Annotated in this window: 11 protein-coding genes, 2 tRNA genes and 1 pseudogene; 9 read left to right on the top strand and 5 right to left on the bottom strand. The window is 62.7% G+C overall.

The window, feature by feature from the left end; translation table 11 throughout:
• The first annotated feature begins 38 nt into the window (after positions 1-38).
• Both ACG97_RS09335 and ACG97_RS09330 read left to right on the top strand, forming a co-directional pair.
• A tRNA-Ser gene (locus ACG97_RS09335) sits at positions 39-129 on the top strand.
• A gap of 48 nt (positions 130-177) precedes the next feature.
• Positions 178-268, top strand: a tRNA-Ser gene (locus ACG97_RS09330).
• Between the two features lie 46 nt (positions 269-314).
• On the opposite strand, the gene ACG97_RS09325 is transcribed toward ACG97_RS09330, so the two are convergent.
• Positions 315-764 (bottom strand): LEA type 2 family protein, encoded by a 450-nt coding sequence (locus ACG97_RS09325; RefSeq protein ID WP_238377304.1) that lies wholly within the window; start codon positions 762-764, stop codon positions 315-317.
• Between the two features lie 147 nt (positions 765-911).
• Here ACG97_RS09325 and ACG97_RS09320 point away from each other — a divergent pair, with 147 nt between their 5' ends.
• Entirely contained in the window at positions 912-1,262 is a 351-nt protein-coding gene (locus tag ACG97_RS09320; protein ID WP_156168006.1) for a hypothetical protein, read from the top strand.
• A 96-nt stretch (positions 1,263-1,358) separates the two neighbouring features.
• Here the strand turns inward: ACG97_RS09320 and ACG97_RS09315 are convergent, their stop codons facing one another.
• Both ACG97_RS09315 and ACG97_RS09310 read right to left on the bottom strand, forming a co-directional pair.
• Positions 1,359-1,949 (bottom strand): YigZ family protein, encoded by a 591-nt coding sequence (locus ACG97_RS09315; protein WP_047967087.1) that lies wholly within the window; start codon positions 1,947-1,949, stop codon positions 1,359-1,361.
• A 314-nt stretch (positions 1,950-2,263) separates the two neighbouring features.
• Positions 2,264-2,881 carry a LysE family translocator gene (locus ACG97_RS09310; RefSeq protein ID WP_047967086.1) on the bottom strand — a complete coding sequence of 206 codons (618 nt, stop codon included), beginning with the start codon at positions 2,879-2,881 and terminating at the stop codon, positions 2,264-2,266.
• Positions 2,882-3,113: 232 nt separating this feature from the next.
• Here ACG97_RS09310 and putA point away from each other — a divergent pair, with 232 nt between their 5' ends.
• Together putA and ACG97_RS09300 are read left to right on the top strand one after the other, a co-directional pair.
• Positions 3,114-6,728: a trifunctional transcriptional regulator/proline dehydrogenase/L-glutamate gamma-semialdehyde dehydrogenase gene (putA, locus tag ACG97_RS09305; protein WP_047967085.1), complete on the top strand. Its 3,615-nt coding sequence runs from the start codon at positions 3,114-3,116 to the stop codon at positions 6,726-6,728.
• Between the two features lie 114 nt (positions 6,729-6,842).
• Positions 6,843-8,069 (top strand): branched-chain amino acid ABC transporter substrate-binding protein, encoded by a 1,227-nt coding sequence (locus ACG97_RS09300; RefSeq protein WP_047967084.1) that lies wholly within the window; start codon positions 6,843-6,845, stop codon positions 8,067-8,069.
• 417 nt (positions 8,070-8,486) lie between these two features.
• Here the strand turns inward: ACG97_RS09300 and fabI are convergent, their stop codons facing one another.
• The gene (gene fabI, locus ACG97_RS09295) at positions 8,487-9,275 is read right to left on the bottom strand and encodes an enoyl-ACP reductase FabI (RefSeq protein ID WP_047967083.1); all 789 of its coding nucleotides are present in this window, start codon (positions 9,273-9,275) and stop codon (positions 8,487-8,489) included.
• A gap of 186 nt (positions 9,276-9,461) precedes the next feature.
• On the opposite strand from fabI, the gene trxA reads away from it, so the two are divergent.
• From trxA to ACG97_RS09275, 4 genes are all read left to right on the top strand, one after another.
• Positions 9,462-9,791: a thioredoxin TrxA gene (gene trxA, locus ACG97_RS09290; protein WP_047967082.1), complete on the top strand. Its 330-nt coding sequence runs from the start codon at positions 9,462-9,464 to the stop codon at positions 9,789-9,791.
• Between the two features lie 157 nt (positions 9,792-9,948).
• Positions 9,949-11,205, top strand: a complete 1,257-nt coding sequence (gene rho / locus ACG97_RS09285) for a transcription termination factor Rho (protein WP_047967081.1) — start codon at positions 9,949-9,951, stop codon at positions 11,203-11,205.
• Between the two features lie 64 nt (positions 11,206-11,269).
• The gene (locus ACG97_RS09280; protein ID WP_202902734.1) at positions 11,270-11,920 is read left to right on the top strand and encodes a trimeric intracellular cation channel family protein; all 651 of its coding nucleotides are present in this window, start codon (positions 11,270-11,272) and stop codon (positions 11,918-11,920) included.
• Positions 11,920-12,525, top strand: a complete 606-nt coding sequence (locus ACG97_RS09275; protein WP_047967080.1) for a CoA pyrophosphatase — start codon at positions 11,920-11,922, stop codon at positions 12,523-12,525. The genes ACG97_RS09280 and ACG97_RS09275 overlap by 1 nt, the downstream gene beginning before the upstream one ends.
• Positions 12,526-12,598: 73 nt before the next feature.
• Here ACG97_RS09275 and ACG97_RS17765 read toward each other — a convergent pair.
• Positions 12,599-12,857: pseudogene (locus ACG97_RS17765) on the bottom strand (hypothetical protein); the annotation flags it as partial.

Here is a 12,857-nt window from a genome sequence, read left to right as displayed (position 1 = left end):
CTGTTGCTTGAGCGGAAACGCCGGTGATAGGCCATCTAGGAGAGGTGGATGAGTGGTTGAAGTCGCACGCCTGGAAAGCGTGTTCAGGGTAATACCCTGACGGGGGTTCGAATCCCCCTCTCTCCGCCAGATTTCCATCGTGCCGCTGTGGCGGTGCGATATTGCAGTACGCCTCACGGAGAGGTGGATGAGTGGTTGAAGTCGCACGCCTGGAAAGCGTGTTCAGGGTAATACCCTGACGGGGGTTCGAATCCCCCTCTCTCCGCCAGTATTGAAAAAGCCAGCTGCCTGCAGCTGGCTTTTTTGCGTTTGTGCTACTGCCCCGGCAGCTGCCAGTCGCCCTTGCTGCGGAACGGCATGTCCCCTAGCCCGCCGACGCCGAACACGGTGCCGTCAATCTCGTAGCGTAGCGCCGTATGGTTGCCCGCCAGTTTGCCCAGCTGCTTCAGCCAGCCGGAGAGCGAGGTGTGCAGCAGCACCTTGACGGTATCGTTGCCCAGTGCCGGGATGCTGAACGGCTGGCTGCTGGCGCCGCGGGCAAAGTTATCGCCGTCGAGGCTGACATTGAAGCGCAGCCCCTGCGCGCTGAGCGGCTGCTGGTTCGGGTTGCTGATGCGTAGCGTGACCTCGAACTCCTGCTCGAACAGCGTGGCCTTGCCGGTGGGCTGAATGTCGGCCAGTTGCACTTCCGGCTGTGGTCGCGACAGGCTGGCGCAGCCGCTGAGCAGTGCCGCCAGCAGCAGCGGGGTCAGATATTTCAGCATCGGTGCCTCCATTAATGGCGTGGTGGACAATACTCAGTGTATCTGCCCGCTTGTGACCGTGCGTTGCTGTTTTATCGATATCTGTTGCGTCAAGGTTGCAAGCGCTGACGCTTTGTTTCATATTGATGTGCTATTCGTTCAGGATAAATGACGGTTCATATTGCGCCAGTGTGGCTGGCGCGGACGGTCATGGTGGTGGCGAGGAGCAAGATGAACGCAGCAAAGAAAATCCGTTTGTACCTGCAGTCCGGGCAGGATGCGGCCCAGGTCGAAATCCTGCTGCAGCTGGCGTTCAGCCTGCAGACCGGCAAGCCGTTCCAGTTGCAGCCGCTGCATGATCTGGGCGAGCCGTATTTCGATACCGCGCTGCAACTGATCCGCGAGTGGCATCTGGATCACCACATCGCCTCGCGCAGCAAGTTGCTGGAAATGATCTACGCCCGCGGCCAGCGTGTGGCCGCGCGCAATGCACCGTCACCGGCTGTCACGGAACATTAATCTTGCGGGACTAAGCTTGCCTTGTTGCATCCTGTTTCGCTGATAGTCCCTGCAATCCTGTCGCAATTTGGCCCGCCACTGCGGGCCGTTTTCTTTTCAGTCCGCGCCCGGCCACTGCAGCTGGCCGTGGCAGGCCTCGTTGAGGCTGGCGATCAGTGCCGCGCTCTGTGACTCGGCAATGCTGAAGCTGAGCAGCACTGCCGCGCCATGCTCTACCGCCAGCAATTGCGCATCAGCCGCCTGCAGCAGGCGGCGCAGCCTGCCTTCCAGCGGGTAGGGCGCGAGGCACTGCAGCTGCTGCTGGCGGATCAGTGGCAGCCGCACCGCCTGTCCCAGCGCGCTGGCGACGCTGTCGGTGTAGGTGCGCACCAGGCCGCCGGCGCCGAGCTTCACGCCGCCGTAGTAGCGCACCACGCTGGCCAGCACGCCCTCCAGCTGCTGGTGGCGCAGCACCTCCAGCATCGGCCGACCGGCAGTGCCGGACGGTTCGCCGTCGTCGTTGGCCGCGGAGTGGCCGCCGGCCATCAGCGCCCAGCAGACATGCGCTGCCGCCGGGTGTGCCGCTTTCAGCGCCGCGATGCGTGCCAGCGCGGCTTCGCGGTCCGCCATCGGCTCGACACAGCCGAGGAAGCGGCTTTTCTTGATCTCGATCTCGCTATGGACCGCGTGTTGCAGGGTGAAGGGCATGCTGGTTCGACAGGTAAGGATCGGATGGTTGCGGCCAACCTTGATGCGGTGGCGGCAAGGTTGGCTGCAAGTGGAGAGCTTGCTTCAGTTGCAGAACATGAAATCGTTCGGCTGGTCATGCAGTAGCCGGCCCGGGCAGGGCGCCACTTGCATGGCTACACCATATATAGGGTGGCAAACGATGCGAGCAGTGACAGCGAGGTCGCCTGCGGGACGGCTGCAGTTGCGCCAAGCGCATCACGCCAAGGCCGATGCGCTTGACGGACGGGCATGGCCACGATTGTCGCAGTTTTGCCGGCTGTGGACGAGGGCGGCTAGCGGTTCAGCGCCATACGCAGGCCAAAGCCGACGAAGGCGAGGCCGAGCACGCGGTCGAGCAGGCGCTGCAGTCGTGGCGAGCGCAGCCAGGCGCCGGCGCGTGCCGCCACTAGCGCCAGCACGCCGAACCACAGTACCCCCATCAATGCGTGGATCAGCGCCATCAGCACGCTGAGGGTAAACACGTCCTCGCCGGGGGTGATGAACTGCGGCAGAAAGGTGACGTAGAACAGGCCGACCTTGGGGTTGAGCAGGTTGGTTAGCACGCCGCGCCACAGCCATTGCCAGCCGCTGGCCGCCGTGCGCTGCACGTCCGGCTCGCCCAGTGAGGAGTTGCGGCCACGTAGCAGTTGCCAGCCCAGCCACAGTAGCCACAGCGCGCCGCCAAGGCGTAGCGCGGTATAGGCGGTTTCCGATGCCGCCAGCAGTGCACCGAGGCCAATGGCCACCAGCAGCCCCCACAACAGCACGCCGCCGCAGATGCCGATGCCGGCCAGCCAGGCGGTGCGACGCCCTTCGTTGATCGCGGTGCGCAACACCAGTGCGGTATCAAGGCCGGGGGTGACGGTGAGGACGGCGGCGGCGAGGCTGAATAGCAGCAGGGCGTTGCTCATGGCGGGGTTTTCCGGGCGGGTGCGGGATGATGATCTTGCCATGAATGGGTAAGGGCAGGGAGGGGCAGTGTTGCGTTGCTGTTGCGGTCGCCGAAGGGTGGGCTATATTTTTGTTGCGTTTCGATCGCAGGCGAAAACGTTCTTGCGTTATATTTTATATTGTCCAACAAGTTAATTTTAGATTGTATACAATAGGCAAGTTGGCAAATAAAATTGATAGAGGTGAGTTCTCATGCAGTTTCAGGCATTCGCGCGCAAACAAACCGCACTCCGTGACGCCATTACGGCAGCCTATCGCCGTGACGAGCAGGCTTGCGTCAAGACACTGACCGCCGAGGCGCAGATGTCGTCCGAGCAGGTGACCTCGGTCAAGACCCTGGCCGCCAAACTGGTTTCGAAAGTGCGCAGCGAGCGCACCAAATCCAGCGGTGTTGACGCGCTGATGCATGAGTTCTCTCTCTCCAGCCAGGAAGGCGTGGCGCTGATGTGCCTGGCCGAAGCGCTGCTGCGCATCCCGGACCGCGTTACCGCCGATCGCCTGATCCGCGACAAGATTTCCGGCGGCGACTGGAAATCCCATCTGGGCAACAGTTCCTCGCTGTTCGTCAACGCCGCCGCTTGGGGCCTGCTGGTCACCGGCAAGCTGGTGTCGTCGCACAGTGCACACGGCCTGTCCTCGGCCCTGACCCGCCTGATCGCCAAGGGTGGCGAGCCGCTGATCCGCAAGGGTGTCGATCTGGCGATGCGCATGCTGGGCAAGCAGTTCGTGACCGGCGAGACCATCGACGAGGCACTGGTCAATGGCCGTGAGCGCGAAGCCAAGGGCTACCGCTTCAGCTACGACATGCTGGGCGAAGCGGCGATGACCGAGGCCGACGCACAGCGTTACCTGCGTGACTACGAAGTCGCCATCCACGCCATCGGCAAGGAATCCAACGGTCGCGGCATTTACCAGGGCCCCGGCATCTCGGTGAAGCTGTCGGCGATCCACCCGCGTTACGCACGCATGAAACACGAGCGGATGATGGCGGAACTGCTGCCACGTCTGAAACAGCTGTTCCTGCTGGCCAAGCAGTACGACATCGGCCTTAACATCGACGCCGAAGAAGCCGATCGTCTGGAGATCTCGCTCGACCTGATCGAAGCGCTGGCCAATGATCCGGATCTGGACGGTTTCGAAGGTATCGGCATCGTGGTGCAGGCCTACCAGAAGCGCTGTCCGTACGTGATCGACTACCTGATCGACCTCGCCCGTCGCAGCAAGCACCGCTTCATGGTGCGGCTGGTGAAGGGCGCCTACTGGGATGCCGAGATCAAGCGCGCCCAGGTCGACGGCCTCGACGGCTACCCGGTGTACACCCGCAAGGTCTACACCGACGTGTCCTACCTCGCCTGCGCCAAGCGCCTGCTGGCGGCACAGGACGCGATCTATCCGCAGTTTGCCTCGCACAACGCCTACACCCTGTCCGCGGTGTACCACCTTGCCGCCGGCAAGGACTACGAATTCCAGTGCCTGCACGGCATGGGCGAGAGCCTGTACGACCAGGTGGTCGGTGCCGACAACCTCGACAAGCCGTGCCGCATCTACGCGCCGGTCGGTTCGCACGAAACCCTGCTCGCCTATCTGGTGCGCCGCCTGCTCGAGAACGGGGCCAACTCCTCGTTCGTGAACCGCATCGTTGACGAGAGCGTGTCCATCGACGAGCTGGTGGAAGACCCGGTCGCCGAAGCGCTGCGCCAGGGCGGCGAGCCGCATCGCAAGATCACCCTGCCACGTACCCTGTACGGTGCCGAGCGTCTCAACTCGCTGGGCATGGACCTGTCCAACGAGCATGTGCTGCAACAACTGAACGACGCGCTGAATGCCGGTGCCGCGCAGAGCCTGCACCTGAAGCCGATGTTGGCCGCAGGCCCGCTGAGTGAAGGCGTGGCGCAGAACGTGCTGAACCCGGCCAACCTGCAGGACGTGGTCGGCACCATCCAGGAAGCCAGCGCCGCCGATGTCGAGCTGGCCTTGCAGCAGGCAGTATTGGCTGCGCCGCAATGGGCCGCCACCGCGCCGGCCGAGCGCGCCGCCTGCCTGGAACGCATGGCTGACCTGATGGAACAGCATATGGCCACCCTGATGGGGCTGGCCGTGCGCGAAGCGGGCAAGACCTTTGCCAACGCCATCGCCGAAGTGCGCGAGGCGGTCGATTTCTGCCGTTACTACGCGGCACAGGTGCGTCGCGAATTCGACAACCAGACCCACCCGGCACTGGGCCCGGTGGTGTGCATCAGCCCGTGGAACTTCCCGCTGGCGATCTTCATCGGCGAAGTGGTGGCCTCGCTGGCCGCCGGCAACGTGGTACTGGCCAAACCGGCCGAGCAGACCGCGCTGATCGCCGGTTTGGCCGTGCAGCTGCTGCATCAGGCTGGCGTGCCGGCCGGTGCGCTGCAGTTCCTGCCGGGCCGTGGCGAAGTGGTCGGCGCCGCGCTGACCCGCGACGAGCGCGTCAAGGGCGTGATCTTTACCGGCTCCACCGAGGTGGCACAGCTGATCAACCGTACCCTGGCCAAGCGCAGCGGCGAAGTGCCGCTGGTCGCCGAAACCGGCGGCCAGAATGCGATGATCGTCGACAGCTCGGCGCTGCCGGAGCAGGTGGTGGCCGACGTGATGTCGTCCGCCTTCGACTCCGCCGGCCAGCGCTGCTCGGCACTGCGCGTGCTGTACCTGCAGCAGGACATCGCCGACAAGGTCATCACCATGATCAAGGGCGCGATGGACGAGCTGCGTGTCGGCAACCCGGCGCTGCTGGAAACCGATATCGGCCCGGTGATCGACGCCGAAGCGCAGCAGGGCCTGCTGCGTCACATCGACAGCATGAAAACCAAGGCGCGCGACTGCTACCAGGCGCGGCTGACGCCGGAGTGTGCCGACGGCACCTTCGTGGCGCCGACCCTGTTCGAGATCGACAGCGTCAGCCTGCTGCAACGCGAGGTGTTCGGCCCGGTGCTGCACGTGATCCGCTTCTCGGCGCAGGATATCGACCGCGTGGTGGATGAAATCAATGCCACCGGCTACGGCCTGACCCACGGCATCCACAGCCGTATCGACGAATCCATCGACAACATCGTCGCCCGCATCAAGGTCGGCAACGTCTACGTCAACCGCAACATCGTTGGCGCCGTGGTCGGTGTGCAGCCGTTCGGTGGTGAAGGCAAGTCCGGTACCGGTCCGAAGGCCGGCGGCCCGTTCTATGTCTACCGCCTCAGCGGCGCCAGCTGGAATCCGGAACTGGCGGCCAACCCGGTGGTGCCGGCGCTGTCCGAGCTGGACCGCCTGCAGGGCGTGCTGGGTCAGGTACTGCCTGACGCGACCGCCCAGACCCGTCTGCGCGAAGCCATCGCCTATGCCCGCCGCCACACGCCGCTGGCGAATATGGTGACGCTGCCAGGCCCGACCGGCGAGCGCAACAGCCTGCACTTCGCCGCCCGCGGCCGCGTCGGTTGCCTGGCGCTGACGCTGGAAGGCCTGCTGCAGCAACTGGTGGCGGTGTTTGCCACCGGCAACAGCGCAGTGCTGCTGGACGGTGCGCTGACCGCCGCCTTGCCGGCGACGCTGGCCGGCTTCTTCGTGGCCAAGGGCGGCGATGTCGCCAGCGCCGACGTGACGGCCGTGCTGTACGAGGGCGATGCCGCCGACCGCCTGCGCCAGACCCTGGCGCAGCGTGACGGTGCGCTGATCCCGTTGCTGACAGCGGATGAGGACGGCTACAACCTGCATCGCCTGGTTGTGGAGCGCGCAGTGAGCGTAAACACCACAGCTGCAGGCGGTAATGCCAGCCTGATGAGCATTGGTGACTAATCAGACTTGCCTGAGGTTGGCCGCATTGGAATAATGCGGCCAACCTTGGCATTTTGCCTTGGAGCGGCACAATCGTTCCGATGTCTTTCCCTGACATAACTAGAGAAGAGAAACATGCAACTGACCAAAATGACCCGCCTTTCCCTCGCTGTTGCTGCTGCGCTGACTTTGGCTGCGTGCGGCAATAAAGAAGAAGCCCCGGCCGACGCATCTGCCGCTCAATCCGGCGCTGCTGCTGGTGAAGTCGTGAAGCTCGGCTTTGCCGCGCCACTGACCGGCCCACAGTCGCACTACGGTGAAGAGTACAAAAACGGCGTGACCCTGGCGATCGAAGATGCCAACGCCGAGAAGCCAACCATCGGCGGTAAGCCGGTGACCTTCGAACTGGTGGCAGAAGACGACCAGGCCGACCCGAAAACTGCGACCCAGCTGGCGCAGAAATTCGTCGACAACCAGGTAAGCGGCATTGTTGGTCACTTCAACTCCGGTACCTCGATCCCGGCGTCCAAGATCTACTCCGACGCAGGCCTGCCACAAGTGGCCATGGCGACTGCCCCGGCTTTCACCCAGCAAGGTTACAAGACCACTTTCCGCTCCATGACCTCCGATACCCAGCAGGGTTCGGTAATGGGCAAGTTCGTGGTTGAGAAGCTGGCCGCCAAGAAGATCGTCATCGTTGACGACCGTACCGCTTATGGCCAGGGTCTGGCTGACGAATTCGAGAAGGCAGTCAAGGCCGCTGGTGGCGAAGTCGTGAAGCGCGAGTTCACCAACGACAAGGCAACCGACTTTGCCGCCATCATCACCTCGATCAAGGGCACTGCACCTGACGAGGTGTTCTTCGGTGGCGCCGATGCGCAGTCTGCCCCGATGGCCAAGCAGATGAAGCGTCTGGGCCTGAAGGCACCGCTGGTATCCGGCGAAATGACCAAGACCCCGACCTTCCTGAAGCTGGCTGGCAAGGAAGCCGAAGGCACCATCGCCTCGCTGGCTGGCCTGCCGCTGGAAAAAATGCCTAAGGGCGGCGACTACGCCACCCGTTACAAGGCTCGCTTCAACGCTGACGTGGCAACCTACTCGCCATACGGCTACGACGCGACTCGCGTGATCATTGCGGCGATGAAAGAAGCGGATTCGGTCAAGCCGGCTGACTACCTGCCGAAACTGGCCGCGATCAACTACTCCGGCGTGACTTCCGCAGCCTGGTCCTACGACCAGAACGGCGACCTGAAAGACGGCGGTATCACCGTGTACAAGGTTGAAGGCGGTGAGTGGAAAGTTATGGAAACAATTGGTGGTGCCGGTGCTGCCGCCGCCCCTGCTGCTTCCGCTGCCCAGTAAGTTTCAGCTGGCAGGACAAAAAACCGGCACAGGTTTCTGTGCCGGTTTTTTTATGGGTGTTATTCAGTTGCAGGCAAGTGACAGCTGTCGCCGCTGTTGTGTCGTTGCGGGGTGTGGCAACTGAATGGCGTTGGCGGCAGGCGCGGCGGCGAGAGCGGGTGCGGGCGATGGCTGGTCCGCTGCCTGCCGGCGATGCTCAGCAGGCGTGTTGCTGTGGGGGGGGGGCGAGGGCGGGTTGGATGCGACAAGAGGCATCACTACCGGGGTAGTTGATGCCTCCTGTTTTTCGCGCGTGTCCTTGAAAAGCGTATGCTCTGCAAGGCGGGGCGATGACGCTGCTGCGGCACTCATCGCGCCATCGACTGCGATTTCATTGCCGGCGAGCAGTGCTGTCTCGCACCGCCTGCCGGCGTCTGCTTATGCGTCCGGTACGTTCAGCGAGTTGATGCTGAAACCGCCATCGACATAGGTGATTTCACCAGTGATGCCCGACGCCAGGTCGGACAGCATGAAGGCAGCGGTGTTGCCGACTTCTTCTGTGGTCACGTTGCGGCGCAGGCAGGACTGGTTGGCCGCCATCGACAGCAGCTTGCCGAAGCCGGAGATGCCGGCTGCGGCCAGGGTCTTGATCGGGCCGGCGGAAATGGCGTTCACGCGGATGCCGTCCTTGCCCAGGCTAGCTGCCATGAAGCGGACCGAAGCCTCCAGGCTGGCCTTGGCCAGACCCATCACGTTGTAGTTCGGGATCGCACGCACCGCGCCGAGGTAGGACAGGGTCAGCAGCGCGCCGTTGCGGCCCTGCATCATCGGACGGGCGGCCTTGGCCAGCGCCGGGAAGCTGTAGGCCGACACGTCGTGTGCGGTCTGGAATGCTTCGCGGGTCAGTGCGTCGAGAAAATCGCCTTCCAGCGACTCGCGCGGGGCGAATGCAATGGCGTGTACCAGGCCGTCGAGGCCGTCCCATTCCTTGCCAAGGTCAGCAAACAGCTGCTCGATTTCCTGATCGTTCTGTACGTCGCAGCGGAATACCTGTGTGCTGCCGAAGTCGGCGGCCATTTCGCGGACGCGGTCTTCCAGTTTGTCTACGACATAAGTGAACGCCAGTTCCGCGCCCTCACGGTGACAGGCCTGCGCGATACCGTAGGCAATCGACCGGTTAGAAATCATGCCGGTAATCAGGATCTTTTTACCCTGCAAGAAACCCATGTTGAATCCTTCGTTATTTTCAAGCAAGCGCGCATTATAACCGCCTATTGTCCGACAGTGTTTGTTCTCTCTGTGCTTGTCGTGCGCGGTGTGTTGAAACAGCCCCTGTCAAGGCTTGCTGCCTGTGCCGGGTATTGCTACCATCGCCCATCAAACCTGAAATTGACAGACTTCGAGAGGAAGACGATGAGCGACCTGATCCTGCATGTGACTGATGATTCTTTCGAACAAGAAGTACTTAAGTCCGAGCAGCCGGTGCTGGTGGATTACTGGGCCGAGTGGTGCGGTCCCTGCAAGATGATTGCACCGATCCTGGATGATGTTGCCAAGGAATATCAGGGCCGTCTGACCGTTGCCAAGCTGAATATCGACCAGAACGAAGCCACTCCGCCGAAGTTCGGCATCCGTGGCATCCCGACGCTGATGCTGTTCAAGGGCGGCGAAGTGGCCGCAACCAAGGTTGGCGCTTTGTCCAAAACGCAACTGGTTGAATTCCTGAACAATAACCTGGCCTGATTGAATTGACACGCCTGTACTGATCGGCTATCTTCAAGCCAGATCTTCAAAAGTCGAGCGACCTGACACGGTCGCTCGATTCTCATCTGATTTCCCCCGTACTCACTAGCAGCGCATCCCGTTTTTTGTCCCGTTACCGGTCGACGCCACACATACCATGCATTTATCCGATCTCAAGCATCAGCACGTCAGCGAACTCGTAGAAATGGCCATCGCCAACGAGATCGACGGTGCCAACCGCCTGCGCAAGCAGGATCTCATCTTTGCCATCCTGAAGCATCAGGCCAAAAAAGGCGAAAGCATCTTCGGTGAGGGCACCCTGGAAGTGCTGCCTGACGGTTTCGGCTTTCTGCGCAGCCCTGAAGCATCCTATCTGGCCGGTCCTGACGATATCTATGTCAGTCCGTCGCAGATCCGCCGCTTCAACCTGCATACCGGCGACACCATCGACGGCGAAATCCGCACGCCGAAAGAGGGCGAGCGTTACTTTGCCCTGGTCAAGGTGGACAAGGTCAACGGCGGCCCGCCGGAAGCGGCCAAGCACAAGATCCTGTTCGAAAACCTGACGCCGCTGTTCCCGACCGAACGTCTGGTGCTGGAACGCGACATCAAGGCCGAAGAAAACATCACCAGCCGCATCATCGACCTGATCGCGCCGATCGGCAAAGGCCAGCGTGCCTTGCTGGTGGCGCCGCCAAAGTCTGGCAAGACGGTGATGCTGACCCACATCGCGCACGCCATTACCACCAACCATCCGGAAGTGGAAATGATCGTGCTGCTGATCGACGAGCGTCCGGAAGAAGTGACCGAGATGCAGCGTTCGGTGAAGGGCGAAGTGGTGTCCTCGACCTTCGACGAACCGGCCACCCGTCACGTGCAGGTTGCCGAAATGGTGATCGAGAAGGCGAAACGTCTGGTCGAGCACAAGAAGGACGTGGTGATCCTGCTGGACTCCATTACCCGTCTGGCTCGCGCCTACAACACCGTGATCCCGTCCTCCGGCAAGGTGCTGACCGGCGGTGTCGACGCCAACGCGCTGCAGCGTCCGAAGCGTTTCTTCGGTGCGGCACGTAATATCGAAGAAGGCGGCTCGCTGACCATCATCGCTACCGCCTTGGTGGATACCGGTTCGCGCATGGACGACGTGATCTTCGAGGAGTTCAAGGGTACCGGCAACATGGAACTGCACCTCGACCGCCGCATGGCGGAGAAGCGCACCTTCCCGGCGATCAACATCAACCGCTCCGGCACCCGCCGCGAAGAGCTGCTGATCCAGCAGGACCAGCTGCAGCGTATCTGGGTGTTGCGCAAGCTGCTGTACCCGATGGACGATCTGGAGGCGATGGAGTTCTTGCTGGGCAAGATCAAGGCCACCAAGACCAACCTGGCTTTCTTTGATTCGATGCGTCGCTAAGACGCCAGGCATGACTGTTCAAACGCCAGGTTTCCCTGGCGTTTTTCTTTGCAGAAGCGAAATAATGAACTGGATGGATTTGCTGCTGGATCTGGACGGCTATTCGATCATCGGCACGGTGGCGTTTGCCGTTTCCGGCTATCTGCTGGGGGTGCGCAAGCATCTCGACCTGCTGGGGGTGGTGATTGTCACGCTGCTGACCGCGATTGGCGGTGGCATCATCCGCGACATGCTGGTTGGTCGCATGCCGATGGTTTTCCTGGATAACACCAATCTGGTGGTGATCGCGCTGACGGTGCTGCTGGCGTGGCTGGTGCGCCTGCACAAGCGCGAGAACGAGGTGCTGACCACGCTGTTCATCATCGCCGACTCCATCGGCCTGGTGGCGTTCAGCCTGGCCGGGGCCAAGCTGGGAGTGGAGTTCCATCTCAATGCCTTCGGCGTGATCCTGCTCGGCTTTGTGACCGCGGTCGGCGGCGGCATCGTGCGCGACATGATGGTCAACGACGTGCCGTTTATCCTGCACAAGGATTTTTACGGTACGGTGTCGATCGTGGTGGCGGCACTGCTGTTCGTGCTTAGTCGCTTCGGCTGGGATCATCTGCTGGCGGTGCAACTGGTATTCGTCGCCGGCGTGGCGCTGCGCCTGCTGGCGCACTGGGGCGAGCTGTCGCTGCCCAAGCTGGCGGCGCAACGGAAAGGACGGGATAACTGATGTGGCCTGCCGAGTTCGAGCGTGCCCACGCCTGGTTTGCCGCGGCACTGGCGCAGATGCCGGCGGCGGTGGATGACGAGGGTCTGTTGCCGCGGCCGCAGGCGCGCAGCCAGGCGGCGGTATTGTTGGCCATCGTCTGGCAGCAGGGTGAGCCCAGCGTGTTGCTGACGCGGCGTACCGCGCACCTGCGCAGTCATGGCGGCCAGATCAGCCTGCCCGGCGGCAAACTGGAACCGCAGGACGCGGACGCGGCCAGTGCCGCCTTGCGCGAGGCGGAGGAAGAGGTCGGCCTCTCGCCGGCGCTGGTGCAGCTGGCCGGGGTGATGCCGCCCTACGTCACCATCACCGGCTACGAGGTGACGCCGGTACTGGGCCTGCTGGCGCAGCCGTTCCAGCCGGTGCCGGCACCGGACGAGGTCGACGAGGTGTTCTTCGTGCCGCTGGCGCACCTGATGGATGTCGCCGCCTACCAGCGCCATGCGGTGCAACGCGATGGCTTCAGCGGCCACTACTATGCGATCAGCTACGGCGACTACTTCATCTGGGGTGCCACGGCGGCGATGTTGCGGCGGCTGGCGCTGCACCTGGCGGCGTGGTCGCGCTGAGGCTGTCGGCAGTCGCGAAACGAAAAAAACCACCGCATTGCGGTGGTTTTTTGTTTGCGGCCAACCTTGGCGCTTAGCGCTTCGGCGGGCTGAACAGCGCCGAGGTCTGGCGCGGCTTGCCGCTGCCGCCCTGGCGTGGCTTGCCACCACCGCCGGCCGGTTTGCCGCTGCCGCCGTTGCGCGGCTGGCCCGCCGGCTTGCGCAGCGGGGCATCTTCGGTCGGCGAAATGCCCAGTGCGTGCAGTGTCAGCGTTGGCTGGCGCGGGCCGTCGTCATGGAAGTAGTTGCCGTTCGGCTCCTGCTGCGGATTGCGTTTGGGCGCGTTGTTGCGC

The sequence above is a fragment of the Vogesella sp. EB genome (genome assembly GCF_001037925.1).
Lineage (GTDB): Bacteria > Pseudomonadota > Gammaproteobacteria > Burkholderiales > Chromobacteriaceae > Vogesella > Vogesella indigofera.
Note: the sequence above shows the minus strand (reverse complement) of the source record. Positions and strands in the feature narration are given on the sequence as shown.